At 65.9% G+C, this 17751-nt stretch carries 11 protein-coding genes; 5 read left to right on the forward strand and 6 right to left on the reverse strand.

Annotated elements, in window-relative coordinates:
• Nucleotides 1-21: 21 nt before the first annotated feature.
• A complete protein-coding gene (locus D7Y61_RS09240) occupies nt 22-1572 on the reverse strand; it encodes a BCCT family transporter (protein ID WP_180865998.1) in 1551 nt (516 codons plus the stop codon).
• Nucleotides 1573-1741: 169 nt separating this feature from the next.
• On the opposite strand from D7Y61_RS09240, the gene betI reads away from it, so the two are divergent.
• The 5 genes from betI to D7Y61_RS09265 all read left to right on the forward strand — a co-directional run bounded on the left by betI (nt 1742) and on the right by D7Y61_RS09265 (nt 8593).
• Complete coding sequence (gene betI / locus D7Y61_RS09245) at nt 1742-2332, forward strand: transcriptional regulator BetI (protein WP_180865999.1); 591 nt, start codon at nt 1742-1744, stop codon at nt 2330-2332.
• A gap of 39 nt (nt 2333-2371) precedes the next feature.
• The gene (gene betB / locus D7Y61_RS09250) at nt 2372-3844 is read left to right on the forward strand and encodes a betaine-aldehyde dehydrogenase (RefSeq protein WP_180866000.1); all 1473 of its coding nucleotides are present in this window, start codon (nt 2372-2374) and stop codon (nt 3842-3844) included.
• Between the two features lie 99 nt (nt 3845-3943).
• Complete coding sequence (betA, locus tag D7Y61_RS09255) at nt 3944-5626, forward strand: choline dehydrogenase (RefSeq protein ID WP_006441623.1); 1683 nt, start codon at nt 3944-3946, stop codon at nt 5624-5626.
• A gap of 222 nt (nt 5627-5848) precedes the next feature.
• Nucleotides 5849-7525 carry a long-chain fatty acid--CoA ligase gene (locus tag D7Y61_RS09260; protein WP_180866001.1) on the forward strand — a complete coding sequence of 559 codons (1677 nt, stop codon included), beginning with the start codon at nt 5849-5851 and terminating at the stop codon, nt 7523-7525.
• Between the two features lie 198 nt (nt 7526-7723).
• Entirely contained in the window at nt 7724-8593 is an 870-nt protein-coding gene (locus D7Y61_RS09265) for a crotonase/enoyl-CoA hydratase family protein (RefSeq protein ID WP_180866002.1), read from the forward strand.
• Nucleotides 8594-8605: 12 nt separating this feature from the next.
• On the opposite strand, the gene D7Y61_RS09270 is transcribed toward D7Y61_RS09265, so the two are convergent.
• The 5 genes from D7Y61_RS09270 to D7Y61_RS09295 all read right to left on the reverse strand — a co-directional run bounded on the left by D7Y61_RS09270 (nt 8606) and on the right by D7Y61_RS09295 (nt 17457).
• A complete protein-coding gene (locus D7Y61_RS09270) occupies nt 8606-11329 on the reverse strand; it encodes a response regulator (protein WP_258010316.1) in 2724 nt (907 codons plus the stop codon).
• Nucleotide 11330: 1 nt separating this feature from the next.
• Entirely contained in the window at nt 11331-12470 is a 1140-nt protein-coding gene (locus D7Y61_RS09280; RefSeq protein WP_006364528.1) for a response regulator, read from the reverse strand.
• Nucleotides 12471-12675: 205 nt separating this feature from the next.
• A complete protein-coding gene (gene lysS, locus D7Y61_RS09285; RefSeq protein WP_180866003.1) occupies nt 12676-14187 on the reverse strand; it encodes a lysine--tRNA ligase in 1512 nt (503 codons plus the stop codon).
• 178 nt (nt 14188-14365) lie between these two features.
• On the reverse strand, nt 14366-16006 hold the full coding sequence (locus D7Y61_RS09290; RefSeq protein ID WP_180866004.1) for an acetolactate synthase large subunit: 1641 nt from the start codon (nt 16004-16006) through the stop codon (nt 14366-14368).
• Nucleotides 16007-16071: 65 nt separating this feature from the next.
• Nucleotides 16072-17457, reverse strand: coding sequence for an NAD-dependent succinate-semialdehyde dehydrogenase (locus D7Y61_RS09295; protein WP_180866005.1), 1386 nt, complete (start codon nt 17455-17457; stop codon nt 16072-16074).
• Nucleotides 17458-17751 lie beyond the last annotated feature (294 nt).

Raw genomic sequence — 17751 nt, forward strand, 5'->3', positions numbered from 1 at the left:
CCGGGCAGGGCCCGGCGCTATCTACCGCCGCGGGGCGTCCGGGTCGGTGCGCAGTGCCTTCAGCAGGCCCCACATGTAGAACGCCAGGGTGAACGAGAACGGCAGGCCGCACAGCACCACCGCGGTCTGCATCGCACTGAAGTTGCCGGCCAGCAGCAGGCCGACGCTTGCCACGGTGATGCCGGCCGCCCAGAACACGCGCAGCCAGATCGGCGCGTCATGCCCGTCTTCCACGCCATCATCAACGCGACGGGTGCACAGGTTGGCGATCATCAGCGTGCCCGAGTCGACCGGGGTCAGGAACAGCACGAAGCCGATCACCACTGCAGCGCCGGCCACGTACGGCGCGGCGGGCAGGTACTCCAGCAGCTTGAACAGCGTCATCGCCGCATCGTGCTGGGCCACGTCACCCAGGATCGCCTGGCCGTGGTTGAGCACCAGGTCGATGGCGGTGTTGCCGAAGATCGACAGCCACGCCAGGGTGAAGCCGAGCGGAATCAGCAGCACGCCCATGATCACTTCGCGGATGGTGCGGCCACGCGAGATGCGCGCCACGAAAAGACCGACGAACGGCGCCCAGGCGATCCACCAGGCCCAGTAGAACAGCGTCCACGAGCCCATCCACTCACGGCCCTTCGGGTCGTTGAGGTACATGTCGAAGCTCTTGCGCACGAACGCGCCGAGGTAATCACCGGTGTTCTGGATCAGGCCGTCGAACAGGTGCAGGGTCGGGCCGGTGATCAGCACGAACAGCAGCAGGCCGCACAGCAGGCGCACGTTGAGGTTGGAGAGCCAGGCAATGCCCTTCTCCACACCGGCCACCACGCCGATGGTGGCCACCACCATCATCACCAGCACGATCGCCACCAGCACCTGCGGCGTATCCGGGATGTGGAACAGGTAGACCAGGCCGGACTGCACCACCAGCGCACCGATGCCGAGGTTGGTGACCATCGAGATCAGCGTGGCAAGGATGCCGAAGCCATCCACCATGTCTCCGATGCGGCCGTGGATGCGATCACCGAAGATCGGGTACAGCGCCGAGCGCAGCGCCAGCGGCAGGTCGCGGCGGTAGGCGAAATAGCCCAGCGCCACGCCGACCAGCGCATACAGCGCCCAGCCGTGCAGGCCCCAGTGCAGGAAGGTCAGCACCATCGCCTCGCGGCCGGCGGCCACGGTGCCACCGGGCTGCCCGGGCGGATTGAGGAAGTGGTCCAGCGGCTCGTAGGCGCCGTAGTACAGCAGCGCGATGCCGATGCCGGCCGAGAACAGCATCGAGACCCAGGCCACGTAACCGAAGGCTGGTGATTCCTCGTTGTGGCCCAGGCGGATGCGGCCATAGGGTGAGAATGCCAGCCACAGCACGAAGCCCAGGCACAGCACGATCAGCAGCATGTACCACCAGCCGAACGCCGCCGACACCTCGGCCTGCGCCCATTGCAGCCAGTGTTCGCTGCTTTCGGGATAGAGAACGGTGAGCAGCCCGAGGATGCCGATCGACACCGAGGAGCTGAAGAAGACAAAGCGGTTCAGGCGCAGGGGCGAGCGCTTGGGATGAGCCAGGGAAGACATGGGGTCGTCTCATCAGTCCGGGGGAGCACATGGGCGGGGCCGGACCGGTAAACCGGGCCCATGGCGTGGGGCGCGAGCGAATCCTATGGTTTATTGATTGAACGTTCAATCAATAAAAAGCATAATGGCGGGCAGCCCGATCCTTCGGGTCGCAATCCGTGGAGAGACAATGCCGAAGAAAGGCGTGGAACCGGTACGGCGCGAGCAGCTGATCCGGGCCACTTTCCAGACCATCGACGAGATCGGCATGGCCGACGCGACCGTCGCCACCATCGCCAGAAAGGCCGGGCTGTCCAGCGGCATCGTCGCCCACTACTTCGGCGACAAGGACGGCCTGCTCAATGCTGCAATGCGGCAGATCCTGCGTGAACTGAAGGACGCGGTCGCCCGCTACCGTGCCGACGCTGGTGACGACCCGCGCGAGCAGCTGCGCGCCATCGTCGATGGCAACTTCGACGACAGCCAGATCAATGGCACCGCGATGCGCGTCTGGCTGACCTTCTGGGCCGCCAGCATGCACCAGCCGGAACTGGCCCGGTTGCAGCGCGCCAACGACCAGCGCCTCTTCTCCAACCTGTGCCACCAGTTCAACCGCCTGCTGCCCCACCCGCAGGCCCGCCTGGCCGCCCGCGGCCTGGCCGCGATGATCGACGGCCTGTGGCTGCGCGGCAGCCTGGTCGGCGGCCAGTTCAACGCCGAGAAGTCCCGGCGCATCGCTTACGGCTATATCGACTTCCAGTTGCAGGCTGGCGCGCTATAAGCGCTTCAGCACCCGCCCCCTTCCAAGGAGTACGCCCCCATGACCACCCTGCCCGTCCAACAGCTCTACATCCACGGCCAGCGCGTCGATGCCACCAGCGGCAAGACCTTCAAGACCGTCAATCCGGCCACCGGTGAAGTGATCGCCGAGGTACAGGTCGCCAGCCAGGCCGACGTCGAGCGCGCCGTGCAGAGCGCGGCCGAAGGCCAGAAGGTGTGGGCGGCGATGACCGCCATGGAGCGCTCGCGGATCCTGCGCCGCGCCGTCGAGATCCTGCGTGAGCGCAACGACGAGCTGGCCCACCTGGAAAGCCTGGACACCGGCAAGGCGCTGGCCGAGACCACCACCGTGGACATCGTCACCGGTGCCGACGTGGTCGAGTACTACGCCGGCCTGGCCACCGCCATCGAAGGCATCCAGCTGCCGCTGCGCGAGTCGAGCTTCTTCTACACCCGCCGCGAGCCGCTGGGCGTGGTCGCCGGCATCGGCGCCTGGAACTACCCGATCCAGATCGCCATGTGGAAGTCGGCTCCGGCCCTGGCCGCCGGCAACGCGATGGTGTTCAAGCCCTCGGAAGTGACTCCGCTGACCGCGATCAAGCTGGCCGAGATCTACACCGAAGCCGGCGTGCCGGCCGGCGTGTTCAATGTCGTGCAGGGTCCGGGCCGCGAGATCGGCCAGTGGCTGACCGAGCACCCGGTGATCGAGAAGATCTCCTTCACCGGCGGCGTGGCCACCGGCAAGAAGGTGATGGCCAGCGCCGCCTCCTCGTCGCTGAAGGAAGTGACCATGGAACTGGGCGGCAAGTCGCCGCTGGTGATCTGCGACGACGCCGATCTGGACCGTGCCGCCGACATCGCGGTGATGGCCAACTTCTTCAGCTCCGGCCAGGTCTGCACCAACGGCACCCGCGTGTTCGTGCCGCGCAGCATGCTGGCCGCCTTCGAGGCCGCCGTTGTCGAGCGTGTCAAGCGCATCCGCATCGGCGACCCGATGGCCGCCGAAACCAACTTCGGCCCGCTGACCAGCTTCCCGCACATGGAAAACGTGCTGCGCTACATTGAGAGCGGCAAGGCCGAAGGCGCCCGACTGCTGACCGGCGGCGGCCGTGCCACTGACGGCGCACTGGCCAATGGCGCCTACGTGCTGCCGACCGTGTTCTCCGACTGCCGCGATGACATGACGATTGTCCGCGAAGAGATCTTCGGGCCGGTGATGAGCATCCTCGCCTACGACGACGAGGACGAAGTGGTGCGCCGCGCCAACGACACCACCTTCGGCCTGGCCGCCGGCGTGGTCAGCAAGGACGTCAGCCGCGCCCACCGCATCATCCATCGCCTGGAAGCCGGCATCTGCTGGATCAACACCTGGGGTGAATCGCCGGCAGAAATGCCGGTCGGTGGCTACAAGGAATCCGGCGTCGGCCGCGAGAACGGCATCTCCACCCTCGGCCACTACACCCGCATCAAGTCGGTGCAGGTCGAGCTGGGCGACTACGCCAGCGTGTTCTGACCGGCGCGCCCTGCGCGCCCCATCGTCCGGCCACCGTGCCGATCCGACATTCCGCCGGGACGCCTGCACGCAGCGCGCCCCGGCCTGCAGGAGACACCCATGAGCACCCATAACGAGTACGACTACATCATCATCGGCGCCGGTTCGGCCGGCAACGTGCTGGCCACCCGCCTCACCGAAGATGCCGATGTCAGCGTGCTGCTGCTGGAAGCCGGTGGCCCGGACTACCGGCTCGACTTCCGTACCCAGATGCCGGCGGCGCTGGCCTTCCCGCTGCAGGGCAAGCGCTACAACTGGGCGTACAAGACCGATCCCGAGCCCTTCATGAACAACCGCCGCATGGACTGCGGCCGCGGCAAGGGCCTGGGCGGCTCGTCGCTGATCAACGGCATGTGCTACATCCGTGGCAACGCGATGGACTACGACAACTGGGCCAGCATGCCGGGCCTGGAAGACTGGACCTACCTGGACTGCCTGCCCTACTTCCGCAAGGCCGAAACCCGCGACATCGGCGCCAACGACTACCACGGTGGTGATGGCCCGCTGCGCGTGACCACCCCGAAGGCCGGCAACAACGAGCTGTTCGCCGCGATGGTCGAAGCCGGCGTGCAGGCCGGCTACCCGCGCACCGACGACCTCAATGGCTACCAGCAGGAAGGCTTCGGCCCGATGGACCGCACGGTAACCCCGAAGGGCCGCCGCTCCAGCACTGCCCGCGGCTACCTGGACCTGGCCAAGCCGCGCCCGAACCTGACCATCGTCACCCACGCCCTGACCGACCGCATCCTGTTCTCGGGCAAGCGCGCGGTGGGCGTGCAGTGGCTGCACAACGACCAACCGCAGCGTGCCACCGCCCGCCGCGAAGTGCTGCTGTGCGGCGGCGCCATCGCCTCGCCGCAGATCCTGCAGCGCTCCGGCGTCGGCCCGGCCGATCTGCTGCGCAGCCTGGACATCGACCTGGTGCACCACCTGCCCGGCGTCGGCGCCAACCTGCAGGATCACCTCGAGATGTACCTGCAGTACGAGTGCAAGAAGCCGGTGTCGCTCGCGCCGGCACTGAAGCTGTACAACCAGCCGGCGATCGGTGCCGAGTGGCTGTTCCTGGGCACCGGCATCGGCGCCAGCAACCAGTTCGAGGCCGGCGGCTTCATCCGCAGCGACGCCGAGTTCGACTGGCCGAACCTGCAGTACCACTTCCTGCCGGTGGCGATCAATTACAACGGCTCCAACCCGATCAAGGCACACAGCTTCCAGATGCACGTCGGCTCGATGCGCTCGCCCAGCCGCGGCCGCATCCACGTGCGTTCGAAGGATCCGCGCGAACATCCGAGCATCCTGTTCAACTACATGTCGCACGACCAGGACTGGCGCGAGTTCCGCGCGGCGATCCGCATCACCCGCGAGATCTTCGCGCAGCCGGCGCTGGCCCCGTACAGCGGCCGCGAGATCTCGCCGGGCAGCGCGCTGCAGACCGACGCGCAGATCGATGCGTTCGTGCGCGAGCATGCCGAGACCGCCTATCACCCGTCGTGCTCGAACAAGATGGGCCACGCCGATGATCCGATGGCGGTGGTCGACGGCCAGGGCCGCGTGCACGGCCTGGAAGGCCTGCGCATCGTCGACGCCTCGATCATGCCGCAGGTGGTGACCGGCAACCTCAACGCGCCGACCATCATGATGGCCGAGAAGCTGGCCGACGTGATCCGCGGCCGCACCCCGCTGGCCCGCAGCACCGCGCCGTACTACAAGGCCAACGGCGCACCGGTACGCAAGCAGGGCTGACGCAAGCGCCCCGCTTGGGGCCACGGCAGTGCCGGCCGCTGGCCGGCATCCACCGKAATCCCGATCGMGCGCAGATGCCGGCCWGCGGCCGGCATTACCAAGCAAAGAGGCCCCTCGGGGCCTCTTCGCGTTTTCCCTACGGCGGGGTATGCTGCAATGAACGGCCATTGTCGCTACGCTCAGGGCCGCAACCTAATACATCACGATTCCTGGAGGGGGAATATGAGTCTGGATCGTCCCTGGCTGCAGAGCTATCCGAAAGGCGTTCCTGCCGAGATCGACGTCAATGAATTTCATTCGGTCGCTTCGGTCTTCGACGCTTCCGTGGCCAAGTTCCGCGACCGTCCGGCCTACTCCAGCTTCGGCAAGGTGCTCACCTACGGTGAAACCGATGCGCTGGTCACCCGGTTCGCGGCCTACCTGCTGGGTGAGCTCAAGCTCAAGAAGGGCGATCGCGTCGCCCTGATGATGCCCAACTGCCTGCAGTACCCGGTAGCCACCTTCGGCGTGCTGCGCGCCGGCCTGACCGTGGTCAACGTCAACCCGCTGTACACCGCGCGCGAGCTCAAGCACCAGCTGGTCGATGCCGGCGTGAGTGCCCTGGTGGTGGTCGACAACTTCGGCGATACCGTCCAGCAGGTCATCGCCGATACACCGGTCAGGCACGTGGTCACCACCGGTCTGGGCGACCTGCTCGGCGCCAAGGGCGCGATCGTCAACTTCGTGCTGAAGTACGTCAAGAAGATGGTGCCCAACTACCACATCAAGGGCGCTGTCCGCTTCAAGCAGGCGCTTGCGCTGGGCAGCCGGCACACGCTTCCGCCGGTCGAGATCGACCACGACGACATCGCCTTCCTGCAGTACACCGGCGGCACCACCGGCGTGGCCAAGGGTGCGATGCTGACCAACCGCAACCTGATCGCCAACATGCAGCAGGCCTCGGCGTGGCTGTCGACCTCGGGCATCGAGCCGGGCAAGGAAGTGATCATCACCGCCCTGCCGCTGTACCACATCTTCGCGTTGACGGCCAACGGCCTGGTTTTCATGAAGTTCGGTGGCTGCAACCACCTGATCACCAACCCGCGCGACATGAAGGGCTTCGTCAAGGAGCTCAAGGGCACCCGCTTCACCGCCATCACCGGTGTCAACACCCTGTTCAACGGCCTGCTCAACACCCCTGGCTTCGACGAGATCGACTTCTCGTCGGTCAAGTTCACCCTGGGCGGCGGCATGGCCGTGCAGCGCGCGGTGGCCGAACGCTGGAAGAAGACCACCGGCGTCACCCTGGTCGAGGCCTACGGCCTGACCGAGACCTCGCCGGCGGCGTGCATCAACCCGCTTACCCTGCCCGAGTACAACGGCTCGATCGGCCTGCCGATTCCGTCCACCGACGCCTGCATCAAGGACGACAACGGCAACATCCTGGCGCTGGGCGAAGTGGGCGAGCTGTGCATCAAGGGCCCGCAGGTGATGAAGGGCTACTGGCAGCGCCCCGAGGAAACCGACAAGGCCATCGACGCCGACGGCTGGCTGCACACCGGCGACATGGCGAAGATGGATGATCAGGGCTTCTTCTACATCGTCGACCGCAAGAAGGACATGATCTTGGTGTCCGGCTTCAACGTGTACCCGAACGAAGTCGAAGATGTCATCGCGATGATGCCGGGCGTGCTGGAAGTGGCCGCGGTCGGCGTCCCCGACGAAAAGTCCGGCGAGGTGGTCAAGGTCGTCATCGTGAAGAAGGACCCGAACCTGACCGCCGAAATGGTCAAGGAACATGCCCGGGCAAACCTGACCGGTTACAAGCACCCCAGAATCGTAGAATTCCGAAAAGAGCTGCCGAAGACCAATGTCGGCAAGATTCTCCGTCGCGAGCTGCGTGATACGCCCGCCCAGTAAGGGTTTCCGGGCATCGTGATTTTCCMGGGGCCCCGCCGGCGACGGCGGGGCCTTTTTGTTGCCGGAACTTGGCTGGCACAGCGCTTGCGGGCGGTTCACGAGGGGTGCATAGAATCAGTCGCCGCCGCACGTTCAGCTCGCCCCCCATCCTTCTCCGTCCGCTCTGCGGTTGGCCGGACGGTCACACGGAGAACTCCCATGTCCGCAGTACGCCCCATCATCACCCGCCCGTCGCAGCACCCCACCCTGCGCATCACCGAAGAGCCCGAGCGGGATGTCTACTGGATCCACATGCACGCCAATCTGGTCAATCAACCGGGCCGGCCGTGCTTTGCTTCACGCCTGGTCGATGACATCGTCGATTACCAGCGCGAGTTGGGCGATCGCCTCAGTGCCTCGCACGTCCTGTCACCGCATGTCGTCCTTGCCTCGGATAGCGACGTATTCAACCTGGGTGGCGATCTCGAGCTGTTCTGCCGCCTGATCCGCGAAGGCGATCGCGCGCGCCTGCTCGACTACGCCCAGCGTTGCGTACGCGGGGTACACGCGTTCCATGCCGGCCTGGGCGCCCGCGCGCACAGCATCGCCCTGGTCCAGGGCAATGCGCTGGGCGGTGGCTTCGAGGCCGCCCTCAGCTGCCACACCATCATCGCCGAGGAAGGCGTGCTGATGGGCCTGCCGGAGGTGCTGTTCGACCTGTTCCCCGGCATGGGCGCTTACTCCTTCCTGTGCCAGCGGATCAGCCCGCGCCTGGCCGAGAAGATCATGCTGGAAGGCAATCTCTACACCGCCAGCCAGCTGAAGGACATGGGTCTGGTCGACATCGTGGTACCGGTTGGCGAAGGCGTGGCTGCGGTCGAACAGGTGATCAAGGACAGCAAGCGGATCCCTCACGCCTGGGCGGCGATGCGCGAGGTCAACGAGATCGCCACCATGGTGCCGCTGCACGAAATGATGCGGATCACCGAGATCTGGGTAGATACCGCCATGCAGCTGGGCGAGAAGTCCCTGCGCACGATGGATCGACTGGTGCGGGCGCAGGCCCGGCGCAATGGCGACCCGGCCTGACAGCCCGGCGGTTCAGGACGGGTTGCGCTCACTGTCATCGCGGTGCGGTGCTCCCGCACTTCGGGCAGCCAGTGCATTCCTGCCGTTGCGCAGGGCGGCTGCCAGACTGCCGAGGCGGGTGTTCCACTCGCCTTTCAGCTGCCAGTCCGCCATGCGCATGATCTCGCCACTGGAGGCGGCAACCTGGACAAGCCCCAGGTTGCTCGCCACGCCGCGCAGTGCGTGCGCATGCTCGCGGAAGTCCTCCCAATCCTGGCACTCTCCGCTGACCTGCAACCGGCCCATGCTCGCGTCGACGTCCACCAGGCACTGGTCGATGAACTTCCGTTCGAAGCCATCCCCCATGCCCAGCGAGGCCAGTTCGTCCAGTACCGCGGTATCGAGCACGCCATCGCCCACCGGCAACGCGGGCACCGACTGGATGCCGGATTCGGCACGGGTGTTGGCCGCCACATCGGCCAGCACCTCAAGCAGGCGGGTGGCCACCACCGGCTTGGCCAGAAACGCGCGGGCGCCAGCCTGTTCGCAGCGCAGGATCGATTCGGGGGTGACGTCGGCGCTGAGCACCATCACCGGCACGTAGGGCATGCCGCTGGCCTGCATCACCCGCAGCTGCTTGAGCAGGTCCAGGCCACTCATGCCAGGCATGTGCAGATCAACGATGGCTGCGTCGTAACTGGCCTGCTCGAGCGCATCGAGCACCTCGGCACCACCATTGACGCAGGTGACCTTGTGACCTGCCTTTTCCAGCAGGCGCTGCAACACCATGCGGTTGGCTTCGTGGTCGTCGGCCACCAGCACGCGCAGGCTGCGCACGCGCGCGCGATGGCGCAGGAACGGGTTGGAGAAGGCGATGACATTGCCGGCCTCGGCCGGGTCCGGCGGCGCCACCTGTGTCGCCGCGACAACAGCCACATCCAGCGTGATCTCGACCCAGAACACGCTGCCGCGCGGGCTGTTCGGCGCGTAGCCGACCTGGCCGCCCATCGATTCGACCAGACCCTTGGCGATGGCCGTGCCCAGGCCGGTGCCTTCGTGGCGACGGGCCAGGCCAACGTCGCCCTGCTCGAACGCATTGAACAGGCGGCCACGCAGGGCCACCGGCACACCGATGCCGGAATCGACGATCTCGAAACGCAGGCGTACCCGCTCACTTCCGAGCGCGTCGGGACTGGACACACGCAGATGGACGTAACCACTGTCGGTGAACTTCACCGCGTTGCCCATCAGGTTCAGCAGGATCTGCTGCAGGTGCCCGGCATCGCCAAGCAGGCGCGGCGGCACGTTCTCGTCCACCTGGACGCGGTAGTCCAGCGATTTTGAGCGGGTCTGCGGAGTCAGGATCAGGTTGATCGCCTGCAGCACGTCGGCCAGCGCGAACTCGTGCCACTCCACCCGCACTTTGCCTGCTTCGATCGCGGAGATGTCCAGCACCTCCTCCACCAGCGCCAGCAGGCTGCGGGTCGAGGCCTGGATGGTGTTGAGGCACTCGCGCTGCTCATCGTCCAGGCGCGTGGTGGCCAGCACTTCGGTCATGCCGGCCAGCCCATTCAACGGCGTGCGGAATTCATGGCTCATGTTGGCCAGGAAGCGGCTCTTGGCCTCGTTGGCCTGGCGCGCTTCGGCCACCGCCCGGGTCAATGCATGCAGCAGCGAATCGAAGTACAGCGGGATCGCACCCAGACCCAACAACAGGCCCCAGCCCAGGTAGTCGTGGCCGCGCCAGTATGGCGACAGCATCACCGTGCACAGGAACGCCATGCAGCCCATGGCCGTGGCCGCGCGCAGGTAGGTACTGCCGTAGCGCATGCCGTTGCCGATCGTCACCCACAGCATCACCGCGTACAGCGGTGCCGCCGGCTCGCCCTGGATGGTCATGATCCAGGCCATGCAGGTGTAGTCGGTCAGCATGCCGATCACCCGGCGCACATGCGACACGCCGGGGTGGATCAGGATCGCGGTCAGCAGACCGGCGGAAATGGTCAGCTCGAAAGCCAGGATCAACCAGGTCGTGGTCAGCGCCTCGCCACCGCCGCTCAGCGAACGCCAGCCCAGGTAGCTGATGAACAACCCCGTGATCACGATACGGATCAGGTTCTGTGCGTGCTCGCTGTCTTCGCGCCCGGAAAGGCGCTGCTTGAAGCGGGCCAGCAGCGAACGCTTGTCGGAGCCAGCGGCGGAAGTCGTATCCATGGTCGGATGTCGCATCCTTCGGCGCAGCAGGGAGGAGCAGCACAACGGTACCGCCAGCAACCCCAACCACAGGGAAATGGCCAGGCCCAGGTTGGCCTGCCAATACGGCGTCAACAGCACGGTGGTGCCGAAACTGGCCATTGCCAGCACGATGGCGGCGGCAAGGTATCGCGACCCGAAACGCAGGCCATTACCGACCGTCACCCACATCACCACCGCATATAGCCAGGCCAGCGGCTCACCCATCTGGATCATGCCGACCGCAATCAGGCCGTAGTCGGCCAGCATCCCGGCCACCCGCCGCGGGTCGGAGCGCTGCGGCCTCCACAGCAGCCAACCGAACAGCAACAGCGAAAGCCCCAGTCCGGTCAGCACCGTGGCCAATACGCCCTGGTACTGCTCCAGCCGATGCAGGCGGGCGCCTGCCAGCAGCACATAGACCAGGATCAGCGAGATCAGCACCACCCGCACGATGGCCTGGCCATGCTCAGAATCCGGACGCTGCGCCAGCCGGCGCTTCACGCCTGCGAACAGGTCCTGCATGTCACCCACCCGGTCGCGTCGATGCCGTCGAGTGCTGGGCGCAGATGTCCATCAGCTGCTGGTGCCCCCGCATCAGCGCATCCACGCAGCGTGGGTCGAACAATCGCCCACGCTGGGCGTACAGATAAGCCAGCGTGGCTTCCATGGTCCATGCTTCCTTGTATGGACGGGGCGAAATCAGGGCGTCGAAAACATCGGCCACTGCGACGATGCGCGCCTCCAGTGGAATGGCCTCGCCGACCAGGCCATCGGGATAGCCGCTGCCGTCGTAGCGCTCATGGTGGCGCAGTGCAATCAGCGCGCCCACCTGGATGAAACGGTTCTGGCTACCGCTGAGCAGCTCATGGCCGATGCGCGGGTGCCTGCGCATGATCGCCAGCTCCTCGTCGTTCAGCTTGCCCTGCTTGAGCAGCACGGCATCGGGAATGGCGATCTTGCCCATGTCATGCAGCGGCGCCGCCATCTCGATCAGGCGCACATCATCCTCGGGCAGGCCCAGCTGCTCGGCAATCAGGCCCGCAACGCGCGCCATGCGTTCGAGGTAGGCGCTGGTACCAGCATCACGGAATTCGATCGCCCGGGCCAACCGCGACAAGGTTTCCCGTTCGCGCTCTTCGACCTCATGCATGCTGGCCAGCAGCCGCTGCTCCAGCGACAACGCGCGTTGCTTCACGTTTTCGGTCTGCTGGCGCAACTGCAGCAGGTTGTAGCAGCGCGCCCGCAGTTCGCGCGGGCGGATCGGCTTGACCAGGAAATCGATGACGCCCGCTTCAAGCGCGGCCTGACGGATCGGCTCGTCGCCGACCACGGTAATCAGGATCACGGGAATATCGCGGTGCTTGGGCAGGCGCCGGAAACGGCGTGCAAACTCCAGCCCATCCATTTCCGGCATGCGGTAATCGAGCAGCAACAGATCGACCGGATGCGCTTCGCACCAGGCCAATGCAGTCAACGGATCACCGAAGTCATACACGCTCAATTCCGGCGCGATATCCTCGATGACGTGACGCAGCATCGTCCTGGCGGAGGTCTGGTCGTCAACAATGACGATGTTCAACGCATACTCCGCCTGGTTTCTCGACCACGCTGGATCATCAGCAGGCGAGGATACCCTGCCGCTGCGAACGCTCGCACCCTGCATCGGCCTGACTCCCGTGTCATGCGTCCCGGTTCATGATCGTCATCACACTGTGAAGCGGGCTCTCCACACCGTGCACTCCCCCGTTTGCCGATCAAGCCACAACAGGCGTCAAGGTAGTGCATTAACGATACGCCGAGTGCGGGAGGCGTCAATCGCGCCGTCTCATTTCGCGACGGCGCGCACAAACAGCAGTCAAAAAGACGACTTACTGCTCCGGACGCATGTACGGGAACAGCAGTACGTCACGGATCGAGCTGCTTCCGGTCAACAGCATTACCAGGCGGTCCACGCCGATGCCGAGGCCGCCAGTGGGTGCCATGCCGTACTCCAGCGCACGGATGTAATCAGCGTCGTAATGCATGGCCTCGTCGTCGCCGCCTTCCTTCGCAGCCACCTGAGCCTGGAAACGCTGTGCCTGGTCTTCCGGATCGTTCAGCTCGGAGAAGCCGTTGGCCAGCTCCTTGCCGTTGACGAACAGCTCGAAGCGGTCGGTATAGCCCGGATCGTTGTCGTTGGCGCGGGCCAGCGGCGAGACCTCCACCGGGTGATCGGTGATGAAGGTCGGTTGGATCAGCGTGTGCTCGACGGTGGCCTCGAAGATCTCCAGCAGCAGCTTGCCCCAGCCGTAGGACGGCTTGACGCGGATCTTCAAGCGCTCGCAATGGCGCAGCAGCGCCTCGCGGTCGGTGCAGTCGGCGGCCGAGATTTCCGGGTTGTGGTGGCGCACCGCCTCGTCCATGCGCCAGCGGCGGAAGGCCGGGCCCAGGTCGATCTTCGCGCCATCCCACTCCACCTCGGTGCCACCGTTGACGGCCTGGGCCACGTCGCGGATCACGCCTTCGGTGAGGTCCATGATTTCGTTGTACGTGGCATAGGCCTCGTACAGCTCCATCATGGTGAATTCCGGATTGTGGCGGGTGCTGACACCTTCGTTGCGGAAGTTGCGGTTGATCTCGTATACGCGCTCCAGGCCACCGACGGTCAGGCGCTTCAGGTAAAGCTCGGGCGCCACGCGCAGGTACAGGTCCAGGTCCAGCGCGTTGTGGTGGGTGGTGAACGGCTTGGCCGCCGCGCCGCCGGGGATGTAATGCATCATCGGCGTTTCGACTTCCAGGAAGTCACGGTTGTCCAGCCACGCGCGCATGGCGCGGATGATCTTCGAGCGCTTGATGAAGACTGCGCGCGACTCCGGGGTCACGATCAGGTCGACGTAGCGCTGGCGGTAACGCTGCTCGACGTCGGCCAGGCCGTGCCACTTGTCCGGCAGCGGACGCAGCGACTTGGTCAGCAGGCGGATCGACTCGGCCTTCACCGACAGCTCGCCGGTCTTGGTGCGGGTCAGGCCGCCTTCGACGGCGATGATGTCGCCCACGTCCCAGCCCTTGAAGGCGACGTAGGCATCGCCCAGCACCGTGCCCTGCAGGAACAGCTGGATGCGGCCGGACTCGTCTTGGATCTGCGCGAAGCTGGCCTTGCCCATGATGCGCTTGGCCATCAGCCGGCCGGCCATCTTCACCTGGCGGCCGTTGCCTTCCAGCGCCTCGGCAGTCCACTGCTCCGCATCGGCGAATTCGTCCTGCAAGCGACCGGCGAAGTCCTCGCGACGGAAGTCGTTCGGGTACGCGATGCCCTGCCCACGCAGCGCTTTGAGTTTCTCACGGCGCTCGGCGATCAACTTGTTTTCGTCGACGGGGGGGGTATCGGTAGCTTCGCTCATGGATCTGCGGGAATCGTGTAGTGAGGGGGGATGCTGCGCCCGGCACAGCCGGTTGGACAGCATACCAAAACCGCCCTCCCCGAGCCCCGCCAGCCGACCCTGCCCGGTAGGCGCCAACCTTGGTTGGCGGTCCCTGTGTCGACCAAGGTCGACACCTACAGCAGCGCCTGACCCGGCGTCAGCCGTTCCCTGGGAACGCCTGCCGCAGTTCGTCCACCAGCACCCGCTGGTTCTCCGAGTAATCGATCGGCACCGACACCAGGTGCACCCCGCCCTCGCTGAACGCCGCTTCCAGGGTCGGAATGAACTGCTCGATGGCCGTCACCTCATGGCCCTTGCAGCCGTAAGCCTCGGCGTACTTGACGAAATCGGGGTTGCTGAAGGTCATGCCGTAATCGGTAAAGCCATCCACCGCCTGCTTCCAGCGGATCATGCCGTAGGCACCATCATTGAGGATCAGCACCACCAGATTCAGGCCCAACCGCCGCGCGGTCTCCAGCTCCTGGCTGTTCATCATGAAACCGCCGTCGCCACACACCGCCAGCACCCGCCGCTGCGGATACAGGATCGAGGCCATGATCGCCGACGGCAGGCCCGCGCCCATGGTCGCCAGCGCGTTGTCCAGGAGCAGCGTGTTGGCCACCTGGGTACGGTAGTTGCGCGCAAACCAGATTTTGTACATGCCGTTGTCCAGCGCCACGATGCCGTCCGGCGGCATCACCTGGCGCACGTCATGCACCAGCCGCTGCGGGGTGAAACCCGGCTCCTCGGCACGGTCGGCCAGATGCTCCAGGATCGTCGCGCGCAGCGGCAGCAGCGCATCGGCGTTCGGCACCGCGCCTTCGATGCGGTCAGCCAGCTGGGTCAGCGAACGGCCGATATCGCCGATCACTTCCACCTGCGGGAAGTACACCTGCTCCACCGCCGCCTGCGAGTAGCCGATATGAATGACCGTGGGGCCACCCGGCCGCATCACGAACGGCGGCTTCTCGGTCACTTCATGGCCGATGGTCACGATCACGTCGGCCTGGTCGATGGCCATGTGTACGTAGTCGCGTTCGGTCAGCGCCGCCGTGCCCATATAGAGGCCAGAACCACCCGCCACCGCACCCTTGCCCATCTGCGTGGTGAAGAACGGAATGCCGGCGCGCAATACAAACGCCGACAGTGCCTCGCTGGACTGCGGCCGCGAGGCGGCCGAGGCGATCATCAGCAAGGGCCGCTTTGCATTGCGGATGATCTCCGCCGCGCGGTCCACCGCCTCCGGGCTGGCGATCGGCCGCTCCACCGCATGCGGCGGAATCAGCGGCACACCCTCGACCTCATCGGCGGCGATGTCCTCCGGCAGCTCCAGCAACACCGGGCCCGGGCGCTCCTCCTGGGCCACACGGAACGCCTCGCGGACGATGGTCGGAATGGTGCGCGCCGAAACGATCTGCCGCGCCTGCTTGGTCAACGGCTTCATCGTGCTGACGATGTCCACGATCTGGAAGCGCGCCTGCTTGCTGGCGACGATGCCCTTCTGGCCAGTGATCATGATCACCGGCCACGCTCCGAGCAGTGCGTAGGCGGCGCCAGTGGTGAAGTTGAGCGCGCCCGGACCGAGCGTGGCCAAGCATACGCCGGGCTTGCCGGTCAGGCGGCCATAGGTGGCGGCCATGAACACGGCCGCCTGCTCGTGGCGGGTGATCACCAGCTCGATGCTGGAATGGCGCAGGGACTCGACCACGTCGAGGTTCTCCTCGCCGGGGATGCCGAAAATACGCTCGACGCCTTCGTTCTCAAGTGCGGCGACGAGCAGGTCTGAACCCTTGGACATGGGAATGCCGTCCTTTTTTCGCTGGACTGATGGTGGATCGTTGCAGGAAGGATGGAAGCCGCGCGTCAATGCTTGTCGAACCACACCGTCTGCGCATTGACGAACTCGCGGATACCGAAGTGCGAGAGCTCGCGACCGAAGCCGCTCTTCTTCACACCACCGATCGGCACGCGCGGGTCGGAAGCAGAGAACCCGTTGACGAACACGCCGCCGGTCTGCAGCCGGCGCGCCAGCTGCATCGCACGGGCGCGGTCGCCAGTCCACAGGTTGCCGCTGAGGCCGAATTCGCTCTGGTTGGCCAGTTCCACCGCATGGTCGGCGTCGCGGGCGCGGCTGATCGAGGCTACCGGCCCAAAGGTCTCGGTATCGAAGGCCTGCATGCCTGGCTCCACCCCGGCCAGCACGGTAGGCGCATAGAACGCGCCCGGGCGATCCAGCTGGTGGCCGCCGACCAGCAGCTGTGCACCGGCGTCCACCGACGCGCGCACCTGCGCGTCCAGCTGTTCCAGCAGGTCCTGACGCGCCATCGGGCCGATGCGGTTACCCGCTTCGCGCCCATCGCCGATGGTCAGCGCCTGCACCTCCTGGCAGAACTGCGCCACGAACCGGTCGTAGACCGCGTCTTCAACGATGATGCGCTTGCCGGCGATGCAGACCTGCCCGGTGTTCTGGAAACGCGAGGCCACGGCCGCTTCGACCGCGGCATCGAGATCGGCATCGGCCAGCACGATGAACGGATCCGAGCCACCCAGCTCCAGCACGACCTTTTTCAACGCCTGCCCGGCCTGGGCGGCGATGCTGCGGCCGGCGGCCACGCTGCCGGTCAGGGTCACGGCCGCGATGCGGTCATCGGCGATCGCGCGGCTGGTGCCCTCACGGCTGATGTTGGCGGCGATGAAGGTACCCTCCGGCAAGCCGGCGTCGCGCCAGGCGGCATCGAGCAGCTGCGCGGTACCGACGATGTTCTCGGCCGGCTTGAGCAGGAAGCCGTTGCCGCCCATCAGGATCGGCACCGCCGCACGCATCACCTGCCAGTAGGGGAAATTCCACGGCATGATGCCCAGCACCACGCCCAGCGGCAGGTAGGACACGTAGGCCTTGTCGTCGGGTACCTGGGTTGGTTCGTCGCGCAGGAACTGCGCGCCGTGGTCGGCGTACCACTCGCACAACACGGCGCACTTCTCGATCTCAGCCAGCGATTCGGCCTGCACCTTGCCCATTTCAGCGGTGGCCAGCGCGGCCAGTTTCTCGCGGTCACGACGCAGCACCGCGGCCATGGCGCGCAGGACGCCCGCGCGCTGTTCAAGGCTCTGGCCGCTCCAAGCGGCGAACCCGGCCTGCCCGCGATCGAGCAATGCTTCCAGTTCGGCGTCGCTGGCGAAGGGATGGCTGGCGATCTGCTGGCCGGTGGCCGGATCGCGGGAAATGGCGGTGCTGGGGGCAGCGGACATGCAGGTCTCCTGGTGTCTCGACAACGGGCGGTGGCCCGTCTCCTGCACAGGAATGTGGACCCGTTTGATGAAGGCAACAAGGCGTCTGCTTATCCTGTGACCTGCACTTACCTGCCTGAATGGGGTTGGTCGGCAGGGCTGCGCCCTGCACCCGCAGAGGCAACGGCAACAGCCGAAGCAACGCCAACCGCGGGCTATCCGTGGGATGGCGGGGTGGGTCCGGTTGCGGGAGACGCCGTAAACCCGTCCTTGGGGGCTTGGCCGCGGCATCCATGCCGCGGACACTCCCGCMAC

This window comes from Stenotrophomonas maltophilia (genome assembly GCF_013464485.1).
Lineage (GTDB): Bacteria > Pseudomonadota > Gammaproteobacteria > Xanthomonadales > Xanthomonadaceae > Stenotrophomonas > Stenotrophomonas maltophilia_AW.